The organism is Candidatus Nitrosocosmicus sp. FF01, assembly GCF_047711275.1.
GTDB lineage: Archaea > Thermoproteota > Nitrososphaeria > Nitrososphaerales > Nitrososphaeraceae > Nitrosocosmicus.
In genome coordinates this window covers 233,601-253,459 of sequence record NZ_JBLNIG010000001.1, presented here as the reverse complement: position 1 = coordinate 253,459, position 19,859 = coordinate 233,601, and the positions used below count along the sequence as shown (strand labels likewise).

The window sequence follows — 19,859 nt, the reverse complement described above, 5'->3', positions numbered from 1 at the left end:
AAATAAGGATATCTTTTAAATTCCATATTTTGACAGAATCTATAAACAAAACAACTCTGAATTAGTACAACTTGACATTCATACCCAATATTTAATCGGGCGGTATATGAATTGGAGCTGGTCTTAACCTATGAAAACTACGATAACAATAACATCTGGATTTAATTTTTGCTCCTATACTATATTACGATACACACAAGAGTAATGTTTTCTCATGATTAGACTATGTGTAAAATTATTTGATCATAAAATATAGGAAATTCTACACATTTTATTGAGAGTGCAGTAAAGGTTAAAGATTGAACTTAAAAATGTAGTCAGGTTTATCATCATTTAGATTCATTTGTTGAACCAACTGAGCCATTAGAATTCAATCTAAACTTGTCAAAATTAACCGTATCTTTAAAACCATCCTTTATTTTAACGGCATTGGAGAGAAAATTATCTTTAACTAGATCCAACTGGTCGAGCAATGATTTTTTTGTATCGTCGTTTAAGTTAAAAAGTGTAATTTGACCTTTTCTATATTACCAGCTCTTTCGTTTTTTCCAAACATGCCAGAGTAGTTTTTTAATATGGATGCATTAGTTTCAATCATTTGTCTTTGCTGAAGATATGCATTTTCAATCATATTCTTGAATGGCTCATTTTCGGTCATTATGGTATGCTTTTATTCTATAAACTTTTTATAAAAATTATTATTATTTCTAGTTCTAATCAATTTAATGCATAATATAATAAACAAATACAAGAACAATAAGAAATTTTAATTTGACACTTTGAACACGGCTATGATCTTTAATGTGCAAACTTTTCGAATTACATATTCAACGATTAACAACGAATTACTTAAATCCAGTGTCTAGTGTCATAAAGAAAAACCTGCCCATACTTTTCCCCTATGCAAGACTCTTCCTTATGTGAGCCCTTACCGATACTCAATAGTTCACCGACACTGAAAAAATAAAATTCAAGTTCTGGAGGACTTATTACAATTAGCGTGTCCACCTTTAGATCCCACCTCCAATCTATGAGGAGTTTCTTTTGGAACAAAGATTGTATTCCCAGGTTTACCACCTATTGGCCTTTCATCTGAAATAAAATTATAATCACCATCAATTATGTAAAAAGTTTCTGACCTCCTTGGATGCTTGTGCAATGCCGGTCCCAAGTTTGGTGGATGAATTACATCTAGAACTGTGTACCTATGGTCTGTTTCGGAACTCAGGACTTTGATTGTAAACTTTGTACCAAGAAAATCAAATGTCTTGTCTTTCACGAAAAAGATAAAGACATGGAGAATTTATTTCTTTCAATCCACCCGTGAAGAACTTTAGAAAATAATTACCTTTAAAAGGTTATATCTAGATTTACGTGGTTGCCAATAGAAATTTACCATAGAAAATGTTATATCTAGACATCACAAACCATTCGATCCTCATGCATTTTGGTAATAAAATTAAGAGAATGAGCTGTTCATGTTAAACAGTAAATTATTGTGCTTGAATAGTATTAGCAATTCATATGGCCTTAATTTGAGCAAATAAATAGAGTCGGCATTTAACTATTCAATCAAGATTCTAAGGATTGTGGAATAATAGCATAATTCAAGAGACGTTCACAATGGTAGAAAAGTTTTAGTTACCATTTAGAAATGTTTATTATATACTCAATTTATTAGGATACTAATAATGGTTGGCATTTGTAATTCCACAATTATTTCAATTAACTCCAAAATTTATCAAATATCTGGACTCAGGAGGATGGAGATAAGTTAATTTGACTACCACACAGAAATCACCAAATTGGCTACGTGTCATTCAGATAGGTTTAGGAATATTGATATTATTCTTGTCAATAGTAGTATTAATTAATCCTATAATAGGTGCGATATCCGTTATTTTCTTCCTAGCATTTCTCTTGTTGTTTGCAGGAATTGAAAAAGTAATAAGTGGTTTATTTATACCCGGTAAATCTCGATTTGCAAGTATTGGTTTGGGAATAATAGTAATAATTGTCTCAATAATAGCCCTAGCTTATCCTATAGATGCAAGCATATTTGTAGTTCTTTTGTTGGGTATAGCTCTATTGGTTGATGGAATTTCTCGAATAGTTCACGGAATTAAAGATAAGACAAGTGTAAAATGGTCTAAAGGATTTAGTGTTGGGGTAGGTGTGCTTTCCATAGTATTAGCAATAATAGTAATCGTATTTCCAGGAATAGGGCTCATTTTTGCAGGCATACTAATAGGAATAGCATTGCTGGTTACCGGATTTCAGATTCTTTCAGCAGGAATTTCTGGTCAACAGAACAGAAGGACAAATGACATGACATAGCCAAATAATAAACTCTTTTATTCAGAACTGAATTACTTTTATTTTAAAAATCTTGTAATAATAACCTTCTAACTCCATCAACTGAGAATACCCAAACATTGCAGTCAAACAACTTTGTTTAATTATTGAATTGGTTTTTTTATAGTTTTGTGAATCTCATTTCAAACCAATCATCTGAAGACCTCTTTCATTCAATGTGGATATCGGTTAAAAAAGGGGAAGTTGGAATTTTATGCCTTGGATGTTGGAGAAACGGTTTTTTTACTTATCAAAATACCTAATAGAACTATAAAGGCGATCTGGAATATTTCGATAATTATTGCCGATTCTCCAATACGACCGGCTCGACCCGTAATTGGGTTGTCAGGCATACGAGTTATTAGCCAAATTATAATGAAAGCGACCGTCCCAGCAATGCCAACATAGTCCCAGGCCTTGCCCCATCTTTTGATCGTCGGAATTATCCAAAATATTTGAGCGATACCGCCAACCAAAAATAAAATGGTCATGTTCGTATTGGGGGCAGGTAGCATCGTCAAATGTAAGATTCCGGCTATCGCAGTACAAATTGATGCAGCAACTGCGATCATGATAATAGAATTCATTATCAATACTTACTCAAAAACATATAATAATATGTTGATTTCAAAACCATTCCTATATGTTATAAACTTTTTAAGCGCCAGATTCAATACTAAAAACCGTAACAAGAATTAACTTTTTATTCAGTTGCCGTCACCAGTAATGGCAAATATTTCTTTTACCTGTTTTTGATTCTTTCTGAAATTTACTACCCCAATGATAGATATAATTACAACCAGAGATATCACGAGTAAAAAGAAAAAAGAACTACCGGATTCGCTTACATTGCTAGATTGAATATTAAATGTATCTTGATCAGTTGCTTCTAAAGAGGGCGGCGAGGTCACTGATAGAAATGCGGCTACTATGAGAACAGCTATTCCTAATAACGATTCGATCTTTAAAGATCTGTTGAGTTTTTTAAATAACTCATCCCTAGTTTGTTGATACGGGTCTGAAATGCTATCTGTTGTGTCATTATTACCTTTGTTTTTTACCAAAAATGATACCAGCGATGTATTTTTATATATTTTGAGCTGATTATACCGGCCTATAAATATTAATGGAAATACTAATCCTAGTTTTAGAACTAGTATTTGTCCGTATGATGTACCAAATAGAGAGTTCAAGTCCTGGAGATGCATGAAACCTAAGATTAATCCAGAAATCCCAATTACACAGAGAGCAATAATAATTACAAAAGAAAAATACATCAATGAAATAGATACATTATGAATACTCACGAGGTCATTAGAAATATCAGAAACTGAATTCGCCCTATTCACGGTACCATCGTACTCAACAGGCTTAATATTTTTCAAAAAAATCAATGAAAGATAAAACAGTCCGCCTATCCAAATGGACACCGCCATGAAATGAATCCAATCCATCGACACTGCAAGAACAGAAAACGATGATAGCGAATTACTATGACTAACCATACTATTAGAAAAAAGATTAAGTGAAGACAGAGATATTAAACCCAATAGAAACATTTGATTTAACTTGTTTTTTCTAAAAAAATGTATTTTGTTTGCAGAATGTTTATCATCATTCATTTGATTTGTTATTCTAGCCCTCGTGTTAGATGTAAAATAATACAAAACTATCGTCGCTATAATGGTGAATGATGTCAAAACACGTAACAGCCAAACCTGACCTACAGAAGTACTAAATAATATATCAAACGCAGAATAAATGTCCAAATCCATAGTCTGTGAGAGTTGATATGATTGAAGTAAAATTATACAAGTTGAAAAAATTACTAAAGTTACACAACATAGTATTACTACAAAAGATACTCTTTTTAGAGTTCTCACATCAAAGTAGACACTTTGCTGCTTTAATTCATAAAATCTATAGCGAATGTCTCTTTTTTTATTGAGAAACCAGTTAAAAATGAAGTAATTAAAAAGGATCCCCAAAACTGCTACTTGAGATATGATTACCAATGATTTCAAAATTGCATCATTTACAGATGTTACAGCTTCGGTAGATACAGTATTCTCAAGTGTAGTTTCAATCTGGGCAAGTGCATTTACGTCGACATTAACAAGGCAGAGTGAAACAAATGATAAAACCAAAAAAAAGTAGATAATTTTAGATAGCGACATACGAATTTGATTTATGAGTGTAAATTTGTCTTAACAAAAAATTAATTGGAGGTTCGGTTTAGCTCCTGGCTTATTTCATACTGAGAAATATATGGTTCAGGGAAACCTATTCTATCTTCAGGGCATCCAAATCCCCCTAAGAGAGCTTTTCTTTCCACTCCTTCAGATATTTGTACTGTGGAATTATCACCTTGAGCTGATTCACCGCCAGAAGGTTGACAAGAGAAGGTCACATCAAATGCGGCCCCATTAATATCGCCATATATTCTATAGTCATATGTTGTTGCAATTGTCGGGTAAAATGGTTCAGACTCATAACTTCCGAGCTCTCCAAAAGATGGTTCCAAGTTGGATGTCAAGTTCTTGTCACCTGCTAAAATTTCCACCTTTAAAGATTCTTCTAACCCGGTTGCTGGTTGGGTACCGTTTGCTCTAGAATCAGTCGGATTGGCAGGGTCCGGGTACATTGCTCTAAATTCAACACCAGTCTTATCATCTACAGAAACAGGTTCATTTAGTGAGCCAATTACAAACAGATAATCTTGACCATTTATATTAAAAAGAGCTCTTTGATGTGCATAGGACATTTGCAATATGGGCGCCGTTACTAGCAAGGACATTGCAATTACAATTCCAACAAGCATGAGATGAAAACTTTTCATTGTAATACTTGCTCTGAATTCGATTATAACGTTTATTGTACAAAACTCGAATAAAATGAAAAAATGAACTGAAGACATGAAATAAGATTAATCACTGGATCAAGAACAAACGTATCTAAACATCTGTATGCTTCGAATGTTGTACAATAAATAATATAATAATTATTTGTTAAATATGGATATGAAAGTTATTCTCGGTACTTTTTTTGCTCTTCTATTTGTTGTAGGGACGACATTGTCAATTTTTCCTGCATATGGACATGCAAGTCCTATTACCTATAACCCAACTCCCAATTCTATTTTGGATTCGGCTCAATCATTACCAGACGAAGTTACAATAGTATTTACAGAAAGGCCTGAAATAAAAGCAAGTAGCATAAAAGTGTTAAATTCAAATAATGAGAGAATAGACACAAATGATTTAACGACGCTAGATTCTGACAAAACCATTGCTGTATCATTAGATAAATCGAAAATAACTCCTGGAATATACACCGTTAATTGGGCAGTATTATCAAAGGATGATGGGCATATTACTAAAGGCTCGTATGTGTTCACATTTGAAGATAAGAGTATCACGCAAAATCAAAATCAACAATCTAACTTAGATATGAATCGTTCCACAATATTTACTGAAAACTATACTTCTTCGGATAACGTAGTTCTTAATTTTAGTATTACCCCATTTATAGTCGGCCAAAATAATTTTACTTTAGGGGTTAATCATGAGAATGGAACTGCTGTCAAAAATATAAGGAACATATTCTTGGAATTTAATAACCCAGAAAAGAATTTAGGACCCCTTGCTGAAACCATGGAAAAAATAGGGGATGGGATATTCTCTAAATCTGGAAGTTTCATCAGTCAGGAAGGCAATTGGCAAATAAAAGTCACTGTTCAAAGAATTGGACAGTATGACATCAATCATGTATTTGATGTACCGATAAAGAACTAATCTTTTATTTGACCTAGATTATATCTTTTCAATTTGATTTCTTCGGGCCTAAAATAAACAAGAAAATGCTTATTTGGAGCTCTGAGTTGTATAATATCTCTACTATATTCGGTGAATGTACAAGAAATTTTATAAAGACGATTATAGATGATACACTGACCAATAACCCAGCCAAATGACAAATGCAAATGCAAAAACTAATGCCTCTTCATAAGAGTAAATAAAGTTCAGATACTTTTGATCCATATTTACTTTTTTTTAATATTAATTATCTTAGCGTGGATTATCAATTTATGCCAATACTTAGGTCATATTTCGAGGGCATGATGGAAAGCAAATAATCGAATTACATTTTTATTTTCAATATTAGTCCATTGTGTCATTTTGTTAGGGACGCATTAATTGAAAGAGTGTTAGAGATAGTCTCATCATTAGCTCTAAACATATAAAACTCAGCCCTTACGTCTTGAATGCTGAGATCATTAAAAGAAGTAGCAAATTGAACAATCCCTGATTGACCTCCTACATATTCCTTTGGAATTGATGAAGTCTTTATAAGAGAACCGTCAGATAGAAAACCCTCATGATTCCTGCCATTGGGGTATTAACTAGAACCGGATTTGTCGTTTGGTAATTGATGAGAATCTTGAGTTGATCAATTGAAGGATCGGATTATGGAGCACATGTAACCGAATTCATTTCAATAATTATTTTGTCTGCGGTATTTGAAACACCCTCTAGAGGTGTTCTTTGAGCAAATGCATAATTTCTATCTATCATCGAAGTAGCACAATCAATAGTAACAACAGTGAATAGAGTAAAGCTTGATAAAAAAATAACTAACATTGGCATCCTCATAAGATTGATTGAACTCGGCAATTATAGGTGTTCGGCACCTAATTGAATAATTGAAATGGACATCTAAGAGTATAGCAGAATTAAAATATAATGGGTAAGCCAACAATCTATTCTGACAAATGTATGAGGAATACTTCCTTAAACTATATTTCACCTAAATTCTGTTCTTTTTGCACATGGGTATTTTATGGATTAAAGGTCTGTTTTTAATCTCTTAATTGGCACTATAAAATAAATTAACAAACCGATACATTTGTGACCTGTCACAGAAACGAGAGATTATGTAGATCCCAAAACGTTTAATAAATGGAAAAATCAACCAGGATTATTTACTGTTCAATATTACCTGAACATATTCACAAAAAACTCTAAAATAGCTAATATATATTGAATTATAACAATAAAATTTACAGGTATGAATACAACTAAAACATTACTAGTATCAACAGCAGTTGTTCTAGCACTCGCATTAGTTTTGGCTCCACTTGCAATCTCAGAAGATGCATTAGCAAAAAAGAGTAACAAGGCAAAACAAATAATTAGTCAGTCTCAAAAATCAAAACAAAATAGCCAAGTAATTTCAGGTGGAAGTTCCATAGCTTCTGGAAATAATATAAACTTCCAATTCCAAGCCAATACAGGAAGTAACGGCCTAGCTCAAGCAAACGACTAATCTTTTTTTTTGTTTTCTCATTATTGGATTTTTACAGTGTTATTCCTATTAAATAGTAATTAACCAATAAAACAATAAACTGATCGGTAATAATTCTTTTTTAAACGAGTCAATGAATCTACAGTTGTTTTAATAATTAAGCTCAGCAAATATACATAAATGACTCTTAGGTCCGTTTTATATTATTTTCAATGTAGTAGATTCCCGATAGATTTCGGGATAATAAAGATTTATTTTTTGTTTATGAAGTAGTCTAAAGTAATCATCCAAATCATTGAATAGATTTTGAAAGAAATCAGTGGACAAGATTGTTAAATAGTATATTAGATACAGAATAACATATTGATTCCAGAAAATATTTTGTATGAGTCAAAGACCATTGTGTGTATAAGAGACTATTGTGATTCAGATTTATTTTGTATTGGTAGATTTAATTTAAGAACCAAAATTCATACAATCAACTAAGACAAAATGCGGTATATTTCAGCCTCTGCAGGAATTTTAACTCTCTCTCTACTAATCTATGTCACTTTATTAGACAACATTACTTTCGCAGTTACTGAATTGCGCGGTACGGATACAAGCTTACTACATGCCAACCCGTCCGGCATTGAAAATGTTAACCCTTATTCTGATCTTTCTTTGATACCGAGTATAGTAAATGTTACTACATCGTGGATAGCAGAGTATGGATATGTAGGAGTTTTTACTGCTGCATTGGTAGAAAATCTTTTCCCACCCATTCCCAGTGAATTGATATTTCCTTTGGCAGGCATTACCGCATTTACGAAACATTTGGGGTTTATAGAAGGTGTTATTGGTATGTCAATGGCAGGGGCAGGGGGTTCAACCTGTGGTGCATTAATAATTTACTATATATCAAGAAGAATAGGGAGAGTGGCGATACTTAAACTTGGTAATCGCATTGGAATTGGAGAAAAAGAGCTAGAAAAATCTGAAAAATGGTTTGATAAACATGGTTCAGCTGCTGTATTTTTTGGCAGAATGGCTCCAGGAATTCGAGAACTAGTCTCTATTCCCGCTGGAATTGAAAAAATGAAACTATCTACGTTTGTAATTTTTACTTTTGCAGGTTCATTTGTATGGTGCACATTTTTAACAACAATCGGTTTCTTCATAGGCGATGTATGGAGCAACCTATATGAGGAATATTCTTTTGTATTTGATCTAGTCGCAATTATCGTCGTAGGTGGCATAATAGGAGGACTTTCATATCGATTCTATAAAAATAAAAAGATAAGCAAACCCTAGTAGAACAGGCTCTTCTTTTTCCAGTGTTCTAAGGAGAGGGCGTTTATTCTATATGTAAGGGACTTGAATTAACTATTAGTGACTATTAACCATGGTTCATCTTAAATAGAATTTTTTAAAATAGTTTTGTTACTGTTGAGATTGTTTTCTAAAGAGAAACTAACTAGTTTAGATCACTAGTCTAACCTATCGGTTGGTAATCAGTTTATGAATTCATGAAATTTTCAAACTTCATTGGCCTCTACTAATTTTGATGCTAGTCCAATTTGGTATGTATTCTCATATTGAATTCCCTCTTCAAGATTATTTTGAACACTTTCAAATACATCGTTTATTCTATTGCCCATAGATGGTGACTTTCTGTTAATGTGATCCAAAATCTCCTCTTTTGTAGCTGGAAACTTGAGATCTTCAAGCAAGTTTGCAAGCTTAGACACAATGGTTTTGTTGGTTGCTTCGTTAATTGGCGGTTCATTCCTGTCAGATCACCTACTCTTTTTTTGCGCAGACGAGGTCTACCCCTGAATTCAGCTTGGATCTGTATAATTTTTATCGTCACGTACATAACTCATGCCTATCACTAAAAATTATGAAACATAGTATTTTACCATAGATAAAATTAATTTCATCAACACATGAACAGTGAAGAAGACCTTCCCGCTGACAAAAAAATTACTCTGCTAAACGAACGAAATAAAACAATCTTTAATGTCCACACCAGTTGTTTTCAATTTCTATTCTTTGATTGTTTAGGCGCAAATAAACGACCAGGGCAATACAAATTTTTACAAAGACAAACTCAGCTTGAATCTTAATGGTGCCCATATAGTTTAACGGATATTGACTTATTGGATGATGGTTACAATTTACCCGCCACCTTGTGCAATACAAAAGTAGTTAGAGATACCTTCCTTTATTTTCCAGGGGAAAATATTAGCAAAAGTAGGGGACCGATAGATTCTGGAAGTTGTAAGCTTTTTACAGCAAGAATAGACAAGCTCAAAAATATAGAGGGATATATCGCAAGTATTTATGGACCTAGCAGAAACAAGTTATCTAATATCGTTTATTAATCCAAATAGGCTTTAGATAATCAAATCAATCAAAATTATCCAAAACCAAATTAGATTTGGAAGAATGTCAGATGAGAAACCGTTTTATCGTTACCAATCATTCTCTTACATTTTTAGACTAGTCACCTGATTCTCAAATATTATAATGAACATCATAATTTAATAAACCAAAATATTTCAGTTATATACACTATGAATTTTACAAAAAAGACCGTAACAAATTTGTTTTTATTTTCATTGTTATCTATAGTTATGATATGGGGCACACTAACGGTTTTACCAAGTGTTCATGCGCAAGCAGCAAATAATGTCACATCAAGTGGAACAGGCGAACCAGAAACTCCACTTGAATTTATTTCTGTAATAAGAGGTCTATTGAATCAAACAGTTATAGAATATACCAATCAGAATTATACAGGAGCAGAAGAGCTTGCAACTACGGCCTATCTAGATAACTATGAGTATGTAGAGGGTCGATTAGCTGAAATAGACAGGCCTTTAATGGAAACTACTGAAATTCAAATGAGAGAAGAATTGCGCAAGATGATCCTAGACCGAGTGTCAGTTGAAGAATTACAAGATCATATCGATGAGATAAATGCCAATCTAGACAAATCTGTAGAATTATTGTCTAACTCAACCGCGTAAAATAACCATACAAGAGATCTAAAAAGAACTCTGTAAGGTGAGGCCAAGTTACATCTTTGTGTATCTGAACTTCTTTTGGTGCCACCAACAAAGCGAACTTTGATTTATTGTGAAATATATGAATAATTTTTTTTATTTTCATCAGTTGCCAACTCATTCTAGCAGTTCATTATATTACTATTTTGAGTTGGATTTTAAAAATGGATTTGTATTATAGAAACAGATTTTGATTATCAGATTTAAATTTGATTTAATGACACTCATTAAAGTCTGATTCTTAAATTAGTAATAGAATTCCATAAATATAAGTTTCACCATAATGTGAATAATTTTGACGATGGGCGATAATATTCAAACTATTCAAAACGATGAAAATGCTCTCGATCGCCTGTACGGGTTAATTAGAAATGTTAAATCAAGACTAGACATCGTGGTGGGCGTAGATGGTTTAATACTGTTAGGTTCTTGCCCAGAATTCTCGGAACTCTGCGAACAACTAAAGAAACAAGGTGGCGTCATTAGAGGCATTATCAAAAACCCTATACAAAACTATCCTGATTTTCAATCTATTCTTAATTCATTTACAGAAATAAAACAACTCGATAACATCAGAGGAATAATTGCAACTTCGGAATCAGAATATATTAAACTCAATTGCAACACATCCGGCACAATTATCTTAAATGGTACTTACAGCAATAGTGAAGACCTCTTGTCAGCCTCACATACTTTTTTTGAAGCATTATTTTCAAACGGTGTTTATTATAAAACTCAAAATGAAGGTACAGTCAATGACCTCAATTTAAATGATCTTGTTACTATTACTACTCCTGCTACATCAGCATCAAGATTTAAAATCGATAAGAAAATTGCAGATAAACTATCTTATTTTGTAGATAACTCTGAATTCATTTGTGTTTATTCATCAATTGGTGGAATGTTATTTGAATTTCAAGATTACTTTGAAAATTTCAATTCAATTGTAGCAAAGGAAAAAAGTGGCAAACATGGAGGGGTTAGGTGGCTAACATCGATTAGAAACAAAAATGATATAGATCTAGTAAGATCACTTGCTAAAAGTGGATTAAAGATACGCCATATCCATGAGAAACCAGCTTTTGATTTTGCTATATCAGATCGGTTTTTTGCATCAACGATTGAAAGAATTAATGACGGCAGGATGGTAATGGACAATTTATTTCTAAATGATGATCAAGCAAATCTGAGTTTCTATAGCATGATATTTGAAAAACTTTGGAAAAATGGAATGGATTTTGAGGCAAGGATAAACGAGATAGAAAATGAAACAGACGATAAAATCGACATAGTATACGACTCAAGTGATGTGATGCACAGAATTTATGAATTATTTGCATTGGCCAAAAAGGAGGTTCTCATTATACTTCCTTCTACAAATGGATTTTATCGCTCTGAGCTGGAGGGTGGCTTTAGAATGCTAAATGAACTAGGGTTTAAAGGGGTTAAACTAAGAGTTTTAACTATTCCGGACTCGGAGAATGCACATGAAACGAACAAAATAAAATCTAAATATCAAAATATTGTATTCAAGGATCTTGAACCGACAATGGCATCGCTTAATAGGATCCTAGTTTTTGATAACAAGACTACGGTTATGTGGGAAGTAGTAGACGATAATCAACAAAAATTTACACAGGCATTGGGAATGGCCGTATTTGTTGAAAGTATCAAGACATCTGAAACTATTACTGCGATTTTCAATAACCTTTGGAATCAATCAGAAATACATAAACGACTTAAGGATGCACATGAAAAACTAAAAGGCCAAGGCAAAATGCAGAGCAGATTTATGGATTTGGTGGCTCATGAGTTACGTACCCCTTTGCAATCGATTTTAGGGATTACAGAAATTCTAAAGAATGAAATCAAAAATAACGATCAAAACTTCTTGTTGCGTATTGCCATATCTAATGCAAAAAAACTTCACAGGTTATCTGAAAACATATTAGATATAACGCGACTCGAAGGTAATATACTTTACCTAAATAAAGAAAAATTTAGTCTCAATCAATTAGTAACATACATCGTTACAGACTTTGTTAACAACATTGAATACAACAAGGTTATAACTTTTGAATACCGAAATTTTGACAAAGAGTATTTTGTATTCGCCGACAAATTTAGGATGAGTCAGGTAATCCAAAATCTAATCGACAATTCTATGAGATTTGTTAGGAACAGAGGTACAATAATACTAACAATGAGTGAGACAAGAATCCATTCTAAAGATGTAGTAGAATTAAACGTAACTGATGACGGAGAATCCCTCAAACCAGAAATTCTAGCACGATTATTTACGAAATTTGCCTCTGATTCATACTATGGTGCTGGTATTGGATTATATTTGTGTAAAAAAATTATTGAGGCTCATGGAGGTAGAATTTGGGCTAAGAATAATCATGATATGAGGGGATGTACCTTTAGCTTTGGTATACCACAATAGATATGGTTTAAGAAAGCATCATTATTTTGATTTGGATCAAGTTTGATATGACATTTATCTGCCTTGCTTAAATGACATTTGTTTAATTGATAGTAGATATAGAGATCGATTCTTTGATCAAAAATGGAAAAATTACAGTTTTTATTAAAAAGCATTAAATAACCTTACATAAGATTAGAGCACTCGTTTGGATTTAGATATAAAATAGTCTAAGTGGTATCTTTTGAAGATACTAGTCACAAAATATCGACTACTTGTCTCCCAGAATATTCGATATTGTATGTATCATATAATAACTCAAATAAATCAACAACATATTTTGAGTTTGTCTTCTTTAAACTTAAAAGATGATCAATAGTGGATTTGTATAAGACTATCCAAAACAAAATCAGATCTACTTGAAATGGGCATTAAACATGAAAGGCGTTACCAATAGTTTTATTATTTTGCTAGGGTATTTCAGGGATGTTATCCCTAGATAAGCATGAAAAACAATGTTGCGTCAGGAAAAGCCGGCTCAACTGAAACACCGGTAAAATCTGATGGCATACCGGCTCATGAACTACCAACCTCGCGACCGCAAGGTGCTTTAGAACCGGTTGCTTTTTTTGATGATGCCATGCCAACAGGGGTGACAGTATCACATACGGGAAGAATTTTTGTAAATTTTCCAAAATGGGGTGACGACGTCAAGTTTACAGTAGCAGAAATTCGAGATGGTCAAACCATTGCTTATCCTAATCAAGAAATTAACGAAACGGACGAGCAAGATCAGGCGTCAACCTTAGTATCTGTACAATCTGTAGTAGTAGATCCAGCAGATCGTTTATGGATACTTGATACTGGTAGTCCGCTATTTAAGCCAACAGAATTTGGAGGTCCGAAATTGATTTGCATAAATTTAGACACAAATAAATTAATAAAAAAAATTCTCTTTCCTCAAACAGTTGCACTTCCAACTACCTATCTCAATGATATTCGTTTTGATCTCAGAAGAGGAAACGAAGGATTTGCGTTTATCACAGATTCTTCTCAAAAAGGTTCAAATGGAATAATTGCAGTTGATCTTGCAACAGGAGAAAGCTGGCGTCGGTTAAATGACCACGTTTCTACCAAAGCGGAGGACATTCAAACTTTTCTTCCCCTAGTGGAAGGAAGGCCATTTTTGGAACACAAGCCTGACGGAACTATTCAACAATGTGCTAATATGGGTGCAGACGGCATAGCCATAAGTTCGGATGGATCTCGAATATTTTACTGTCCACTTGGAAGCCGTAGTTTATTTAGTGTTGAAACTGATGCATTGACCAATCGAGACTTTTCCGAAGAAGAGGTGGCAGAAACTGTCCATCATCATGGTGACAGAGGTGGTGCATCAGATGGCCTAGAATCAGACTCTGAAGGAAATATATACTCAACCAATTATGAGCATAATGCAATCCTTCGACTTAATTACTATAATAAAGTGTGGGAAACCATAGTGTATGACACGCGATTGTTGTGGCCAGATACTCTTTCTCTTGCAACTGATGGATACTTATATGTCACTGCTAATCAGTTACATCGTCAAGCCCGCTATAACAGGGGAAAAGATTTACGTATGAAACCATATACGTTATTTCGAACGCGTGTAAATGCACAACCTGTTTTACTACGCTGATTCATAATATTTATTTTGCAGCAATGATATCAAAAATTACATGGATAGTTGATTGAAAAAATTAAAAAAATTTTTTATTATTGATATTGAAACTTTTTACATAGAACCGACCTTTGTAGGTTTCACTTTAAATAGAATTCTTTTTTCGCCCGGAGTGCTAAAGGGATATTTATCTTTGTTTAGATACTTTTTGGCCATTTTATTTATATGCTCATCTGCCAGTTCCCCAGTAATTTGATCGACTACCTCTCCTCTAACAGTGACCATGTGATAGGGGTTATTCTTATCTGCAATTGATATAGCAATTCTGGGATCTCGTGCCACGTTTTTCTGTTTTATTCTCCCGACTGCGGTATTGATAAGAATTTGGTTGTCGTTGTCTATGTCCACCCACGTAGGAGTTATCTGTGGAGACCCGTCTTTCATAATCGTAGCGACGAAAGCAAGATTTTTGTCTTCAAAGAGGTTTCGCAAAGATGCATCAATTTGTTCATTATCTTTTTGACTCATATCTAAATACTGAGAATAATTGTTTTTATACGTTAATATTTTAGCTGAAAAAGGAGTCAATTTAAGAAGGATGAAGGTGGAAAATAGAGATTTCCCCAAGTTCAAAAAAGAAGGATCCTAAGTAGTTTGACTACATCCAGCAGTAGTATCAGCAGTCGACGTAATAATAGCAAAATGAGGATATGATACACGATCATATCTGTTTCTTAAGGAATTCCAAATTCAACTGCAAATTTACGTAAAATTAACTTTAGCCAAACTAAAACTAAAAGTAGCTCCTCCCCATTAAATTATTTATTGCCCAAATCTTGTCTCCATATGCTTTCATAATATTTTTAGAGAAATACAATCCTATTCCTGTTATACTACAGGATTTTGAATCAAATTTGGCAAAATCCTTGGAAGGATTTCAGAATCTATTCCTCTACCATAGTCTAAAATAGGAACAACAATAGATGAGTTCTTCCTTTTGGATCGACTCGCACCTCTAATCAATTCCTTCTGCTCAATACATCTGAATACACAAGATACCTTATCTGATCGAAACATTATAGTATTTTAAATTAGACTACTTATTATATGCCCTAATTTTTACACTATCTGCATTTATTGCATAATTTGTGTTACCCAGGTTATTATAATACTCAAAGCACAGTGTATTTGCAGATTTTTTAATATTATTTTTGAACTACCGTACCACATACAGGATTAGTTGATTGATACTAAATTGCGTTATTTTGAGAGTATGAAATTTGCAGTCAATTCGAGTTGCATCTAAAATTTTTTCGATCAAAATTTGTGGTTTTGTCTCTAAGATGTTCAGCTAAACCGATAATAGTATCTAGCAGAGTTCGTAGAATCATTCACAACAAAGTCTACAAAATCCTGTTACATTATTTTGTGTAGCTTCATACTACCATAAGGCATTTGTAACTGTTCATACTTTTTAGATTGATTGACAAATCATTAGGAACTTTGTAGTTTGGTTTTAACTTATTGCTCTTTTCACTTTATTCTTTTTTACAATATAGAAGAATATTCTGTATGATTACTACATAACATTATTGTCTATTTTAGTTACACTAAGGATTTAAAATTTATTGACCATAATAAATATGATTAATTGAATCATGCCAGTGATAATAAGAGATTATAAAACTAAATTAAAAAAGCATAAAAGTTATTATGATTCTCTTTATGATGCACTTGTTTATCTGAATAACCACCACGGTCCATTAACAAAATACAGGATTACAACTAACAAAACCGTGATATCAATTCTCTTCTCCTGCGAATTGGTCAGAAAGGTTACAGACAAAACTTTGCTGTCAAGTATGGACCACAATGAAGTTCCTCACTACACCATTTCTCAAAAAGGATTAGAGTTCATGAGACAATATGAGTTGATACAGAGTTTATTGTCATAGAAAAATAATAGTGGTATTAAAATGTAATAACATTCTAGTATATTCATATTAATGAAGGTTTAAATTTTGATCTAGCCGATATTCCGATTGTTAAAAAGAAATTGCTTGATTGTTGAGTATTTCTGACTCTAAGAGAGATTCATAATTTGGCAATCGAATGAGCAGATATTGTGGTTTGTAAACGCATTAGGTTATCACAGAAGGATCAACAGCCTCTATTATTTCTGAATCAGACAACGCGATTATGCATTTGACATCATCTTGTTTTGATAAACTTAACCGATAATCGTTACCTTTATGCAAAAATAAACTTTGGATCGCGGAAGAATTTATACCGATGTTATTTATTAATTTGTAAAGATTCTCCCCCCCAACCCTTATCAAGAAAAAGCAAATCCAGATCAATAAAGTATCAACCCATCTTTATATCAATAATATTTTCATTCAACAAAATACCTAACTATTTAATAATTTATGCACAAACAATAATATGTTTAGAACTTTGCTTTTGGTTTTAATTGCTCCATTAATTGCAGCAAGCGGTGTGAGTGTATACGCTTCTAGTGGTCCAGGAGGAGTTTTTGATAGTCAGTCAGACAGCAATGCAGATGTATCTTTTTTGCCCGGAAAGGGAAATATGACATTTACAGAAGATAACGTAACGGTAGGGCAAGAAAAAGCACTGAATAATACCATAGGAAACACTACCGAGTTTAATCAACCCGGTTTTGATCCAAGTGCGCCCATAAAAGAATACGAGAGTAATTCTTCTGATTGGACCATAATTGATCCATTCGATAAAGGTAGGTATGATTGATTAGAAAATAATCTAATTAATTTTTGTTACTATAATATGTAAATAATATTTAATTAACGACGGCTTATTCAAAACCAACTACTTCATCAGGATTCGCGTTTTCAGTAAATGGTTTCTTATAAAAGTAATAATCCGTTTCGTTTGGAATATTTTTGTAACGGGTTGCTCGACACTATTCATATTACAATCACATTCTTTTTCCATACTCAAGTCGAATATATTCCCAATTATCTCTGCATCTAACCACAACCCCTCGCATCCAGGACATTCGCATACCTCCTCATTATTTTTGACACTCAATTGCATTTCTAAGAAGCAGCGGGGACATTCCATACCCTAATATTTTATTCTGATCATCATTTATAATCTATATGGTCCACTATTTGGGTAAATAATTCACGATCCAAATATAACATACTTTTTGGCTATAAATTGCAAAACTGTGCAATCTTAACATATTTTTTGACATATGAGGATTTTTGAACATCATATTTCGCAACATGATTAACGGATATCATAATTCAATCAGGAGATCTAAAAAAAGATTAGAATTTTAAGAGTTTTAATTTATCCATGATCATTCTCCCTTAGAGACGTAACTTCATCTGAATATTCATATACGCCTCGTCCAGTTCGCTGGCATCCAGAGCAAAAACTGATGATAAATTTCGTAATTCATTTTTGTTCTTTTGTTCCATCGCCATCTTTTTTCCATTTGAGGTTGAAAGGCAAAAGAACGATGGGGACAGTGCATCATGACTATAATAATGTAAATAAACTATATTAAATTTAGAAGTTTATCGGGAACAAATTCACTGAATTGAATTGAATAGTTCACAAGTAACATAAAAATTGAACATTGCTGAATCTTAGGTTCATATCTTACATTAGGAAGTGAAATTAAAACATACACATCTATAATAAAGTGGTTGCGGGGAACTGCTATCTAAACGAGAGTAGGCCATGGTCGGAGGTAGAGAATTTATTATGGCATTTGTCTAACCTAAAACAGCACAAAACATTAAGGAAAGAAAAAAGAGATGATGATCAGGAGGAGATGCAACAGATTGAATATCTCTCAATTATCATCCCATATTTTTAGAATTGACCATTTTTTCTAATTTTCTTAGTAAATAGATGAAGTTATCAAAGAAGGTCATTTTCTATTTTGTCAAGAGCCTCATTTACAGAATTGCTAATACCATTCTTTGCAAATTCTTGCCCTATGCTTGGTATATTGACGAGTCCAAATACCAGAGAATGTTGATTTCAGTTTTGTTAGCATCTCCTCCTACCTGATAGAGGCTTATAGTCTTTACACCAGTAACTGCCCCCTGAGTTTGATTTTCGATGACCTTATACTGCTCTGGATTGATTTCTATTATCTGAAGAGCTTTATTGTCCATGAAAGGGGGAGCGGGCACGGTAACTTCTCGCTCAACTCTACTATTGCTGTCGTTAATAATATCTACCACTGTAATAGGCCAGTAATTCGGATTACTATCCAAGTCAGAAATTATTTTCCATACGTCATCCTTCGATGCATTTACTATTTTTGAGGCATTAATGGTGTCAGTGGACTTGCCTTGTGCATATACCAGATTATTCGCACCGGAAGTAGTGACGGCTGTAGATATGCCCATAAGAGTAGAAAATATTAGCGTTACTGCAATTGTAATTGATACTAAACATATTGCTGATTTTCTATATTTACCAGTCTCGGTTGATAGTGATTTTCCTGATTTTGTCATTCAGTAACCGTTCTTTTCAGGTATATTAACCATTTTGGACCTATGAGACGTAACTTTGTTACCTAAGGTATTTTATTTGCTTTCATACAAACATAAATAATATATGAAATCACCTTTTATTATCATTTGTCAGCAGCAACAGAACTACATTTCGAAATACAATTTGGTCGTCCTTGGATCGAATAAACATTTTTGGTACAAAGTTGAAGATATAATGATTAATTGATTCATTGTGGTTCATGAATACCGTGACCGAATATTTATCAGGAAGGATATTCTCTTGAAACTCTGTGAATATGGTGAAATCAATCAAAGCAAGCTCATGAGCTATTGTGGATTGAATAATGTGAAACACAAAGAGATTTTGGATGATATGGTCTACAAAGATTTGATAACCCGAATGGAACAAACATGGGGCAGTAAAATCATAATCAACTACAAAATTTCAGAAAGAGGAAGATCGATTTTAAACGAAATTCTTGCACCATATGAGGAATTGTTTCCAAGAAATGAAAAAGTAAAAGAAGAAGAGGAGAAAG

At 33.1% G+C, this 19,859-nt stretch carries 23 protein-coding genes; 11 read left to right on the top strand and 12 right to left on the bottom strand.

Annotated elements, in window-relative coordinates; translation table 11 throughout:
• Window positions 1–329: 329 nt before the first annotated feature.
• The 3 genes from ACMT7R_RS01355 to ACMT7R_RS01345 all read right to left on the bottom strand — a co-directional run bounded on the left by ACMT7R_RS01355 (window position 330) and on the right by ACMT7R_RS01345 (window position 1,279).
• Window positions 330–473, bottom strand: a complete 144-nt coding sequence (locus ACMT7R_RS01355; protein WP_415309643.1) for a hypothetical protein — start codon at window positions 471–473, stop codon at window positions 330–332.
• A gap of 20 nt (window positions 474–493) precedes the next feature.
• Entirely contained in the window at window positions 494–658 is a 165-nt protein-coding gene (locus tag ACMT7R_RS01350) for a hypothetical protein (protein ID WP_415309642.1), read from the bottom strand.
• A 312-nt stretch (window positions 659–970) separates the two neighbouring features.
• Window positions 971–1,279, bottom strand: coding sequence for a cupin domain-containing protein (locus ACMT7R_RS01345; RefSeq protein ID WP_415309641.1), 309 nt, complete (start codon window positions 1,277–1,279; stop codon window positions 971–973).
• 500 nt (window positions 1,280–1,779) lie between these two features.
• Here ACMT7R_RS01345 and ACMT7R_RS01340 point away from each other — a divergent pair, with 500 nt between their 5' ends.
• Complete coding sequence (locus ACMT7R_RS01340) at window positions 1,780–2,337, top strand: DUF308 domain-containing protein (protein WP_415309640.1); 558 nt, start codon at window positions 1,780–1,782, stop codon at window positions 2,335–2,337.
• 230 nt (window positions 2,338–2,567) lie between these two features.
• On the opposite strand, the gene ACMT7R_RS01335 is transcribed toward ACMT7R_RS01340, so the two are convergent.
• The 3 genes from ACMT7R_RS01335 to ACMT7R_RS01325 form a co-directional block, all read right to left on the bottom strand.
• Window positions 2,568–2,942 (bottom strand): hypothetical protein, encoded by a 375-nt coding sequence (locus ACMT7R_RS01335; protein ID WP_415309639.1) that lies wholly within the window; start codon window positions 2,940–2,942, stop codon window positions 2,568–2,570.
• Window positions 2,943–3,062: 120 nt separating this feature from the next.
• Complete coding sequence (locus ACMT7R_RS01330) at window positions 3,063–4,532, bottom strand: copper resistance D family protein (RefSeq protein WP_415309638.1); 1,470 nt, start codon at window positions 4,530–4,532, stop codon at window positions 3,063–3,065.
• 41 nt (window positions 4,533–4,573) lie between these two features.
• Window positions 4,574–5,194 (bottom strand): hypothetical protein, encoded by a 621-nt coding sequence (locus ACMT7R_RS01325; protein ID WP_415309637.1) that lies wholly within the window; start codon window positions 5,192–5,194, stop codon window positions 4,574–4,576.
• Window positions 5,195–5,369: 175 nt separating this feature from the next.
• Here ACMT7R_RS01325 and ACMT7R_RS01320 point away from each other — a divergent pair, with 175 nt between their 5' ends.
• Entirely contained in the window at window positions 5,370–6,149 is a 780-nt protein-coding gene (locus ACMT7R_RS01320) for a copper resistance CopC family protein (RefSeq protein WP_415309636.1), read from the top strand.
• A 672-nt stretch (window positions 6,150–6,821) separates the two neighbouring features.
• Here ACMT7R_RS01320 and ACMT7R_RS01315 read toward each other — a convergent pair.
• Window positions 6,822–7,028, bottom strand: coding sequence for a hypothetical protein (locus ACMT7R_RS01315; protein WP_415309635.1), 207 nt, complete (start codon window positions 7,026–7,028; stop codon window positions 6,822–6,824).
• Between the two features lie 394 nt (window positions 7,029–7,422).
• Here ACMT7R_RS01315 and ACMT7R_RS01310 point away from each other — a divergent pair, with 394 nt between their 5' ends.
• Both ACMT7R_RS01310 and ACMT7R_RS01305 read left to right on the top strand, forming a co-directional pair.
• On the top strand, window positions 7,423–7,680 hold the full coding sequence (locus tag ACMT7R_RS01310; protein ID WP_415309607.1) for a hypothetical protein: 258 nt from the start codon (window positions 7,423–7,425) through the stop codon (window positions 7,678–7,680).
• A gap of 471 nt (window positions 7,681–8,151) precedes the next feature.
• On the top strand, window positions 8,152–8,952 hold the full coding sequence (locus tag ACMT7R_RS01305; protein ID WP_415309634.1) for a DedA family protein: 801 nt from the start codon (window positions 8,152–8,154) through the stop codon (window positions 8,950–8,952).
• A 224-nt stretch (window positions 8,953–9,176) separates the two neighbouring features.
• Here ACMT7R_RS01305 and ACMT7R_RS01300 read toward each other — a convergent pair whose 3' ends face one another.
• Complete coding sequence (locus ACMT7R_RS01300; RefSeq protein WP_415309633.1) at window positions 9,177–9,389, bottom strand: hypothetical protein; 213 nt, start codon at window positions 9,387–9,389, stop codon at window positions 9,177–9,179.
• A gap of 411 nt (window positions 9,390–9,800) precedes the next feature.
• On the opposite strand from ACMT7R_RS01300, the gene ACMT7R_RS01295 reads away from it, so the two are divergent.
• The 4 genes from ACMT7R_RS01295 to ACMT7R_RS01280 all read left to right on the top strand — a co-directional run bounded on the left by ACMT7R_RS01295 (window position 9,801) and on the right by ACMT7R_RS01280 (window position 14,815).
• Window positions 9,801–10,025 (top strand): hypothetical protein, encoded by a 225-nt coding sequence (locus ACMT7R_RS01295; protein WP_415309632.1) that lies wholly within the window; start codon window positions 9,801–9,803, stop codon window positions 10,023–10,025.
• A gap of 192 nt (window positions 10,026–10,217) precedes the next feature.
• Window positions 10,218–10,673 (top strand): hypothetical protein, encoded by a 456-nt coding sequence (locus ACMT7R_RS01290; RefSeq protein WP_415309631.1) that lies wholly within the window; start codon window positions 10,218–10,220, stop codon window positions 10,671–10,673.
• A 337-nt stretch (window positions 10,674–11,010) separates the two neighbouring features.
• Complete coding sequence (locus ACMT7R_RS01285) at window positions 11,011–13,155, top strand: ATP-binding protein (protein ID WP_415309630.1); 2,145 nt, start codon at window positions 11,011–11,013, stop codon at window positions 13,153–13,155.
• A gap of 484 nt (window positions 13,156–13,639) precedes the next feature.
• Window positions 13,640–14,815 carry an L-dopachrome tautomerase-related protein gene (locus ACMT7R_RS01280; RefSeq protein ID WP_415309629.1) on the top strand — a complete coding sequence of 392 codons (1,176 nt, stop codon included), beginning with the start codon at window positions 13,640–13,642 and terminating at the stop codon, window positions 14,813–14,815.
• 96 nt (window positions 14,816–14,911) lie between these two features.
• Here ACMT7R_RS01280 and ACMT7R_RS01275 read toward each other — a convergent pair whose 3' ends face one another.
• Together ACMT7R_RS01275 and ACMT7R_RS01270 are read right to left on the bottom strand one after the other, a co-directional pair.
• Window positions 14,912–15,385 carry a PPOX class F420-dependent oxidoreductase gene (locus tag ACMT7R_RS01275; protein ID WP_415310536.1) on the bottom strand — a complete coding sequence of 158 codons (474 nt, stop codon included), beginning with the start codon at window positions 15,383–15,385 and terminating at the stop codon, window positions 14,912–14,914.
• Window positions 15,386–15,685: 300 nt separating this feature from the next.
• Window positions 15,686–15,874: a hypothetical protein gene (locus ACMT7R_RS01270; protein WP_415309628.1), complete on the bottom strand. Its 189-nt coding sequence runs from the start codon at window positions 15,872–15,874 to the stop codon at window positions 15,686–15,688.
• 581 nt (window positions 15,875–16,455) lie between these two features.
• On the opposite strand from ACMT7R_RS01270, the gene ACMT7R_RS01265 reads away from it, so the two are divergent.
• Together ACMT7R_RS01265 and ACMT7R_RS01260 are read left to right on the top strand one after the other, a co-directional pair.
• Window positions 16,456–16,752 (top strand): hypothetical protein, encoded by a 297-nt coding sequence (locus tag ACMT7R_RS01265; RefSeq protein ID WP_415309627.1) that lies wholly within the window; start codon window positions 16,456–16,458, stop codon window positions 16,750–16,752.
• Between the two features lie 490 nt (window positions 16,753–17,242).
• A complete protein-coding gene (locus ACMT7R_RS01260; RefSeq protein WP_415309626.1) occupies window positions 17,243–17,569 on the top strand; it encodes a hypothetical protein in 327 nt (108 codons plus the stop codon).
• Between the two features lie 78 nt (window positions 17,570–17,647).
• Here ACMT7R_RS01260 and ACMT7R_RS01255 read toward each other — a convergent pair whose 3' ends face one another.
• The gene (locus ACMT7R_RS01255; RefSeq protein WP_415309625.1) at window positions 17,648–17,902 is read right to left on the bottom strand and encodes a zf-TFIIB domain-containing protein; all 255 of its coding nucleotides are present in this window, start codon (window positions 17,900–17,902) and stop codon (window positions 17,648–17,650) included.
• An 890-nt stretch (window positions 17,903–18,792) separates the two neighbouring features.
• The gene (locus ACMT7R_RS01250; RefSeq protein ID WP_415309624.1) at window positions 18,793–19,320 is read right to left on the bottom strand and encodes a hypothetical protein; all 528 of its coding nucleotides are present in this window, start codon (window positions 19,318–19,320) and stop codon (window positions 18,793–18,795) included.
• A 280-nt stretch (window positions 19,321–19,600) separates the two neighbouring features.
• Here ACMT7R_RS01250 and ACMT7R_RS01245 point away from each other — a divergent pair.
• A partial coding sequence (locus ACMT7R_RS01245) for a hypothetical protein (RefSeq protein ID WP_415309623.1) occupies window positions 19,601–19,859 on the top strand: 259 nt, incomplete at its 3' end.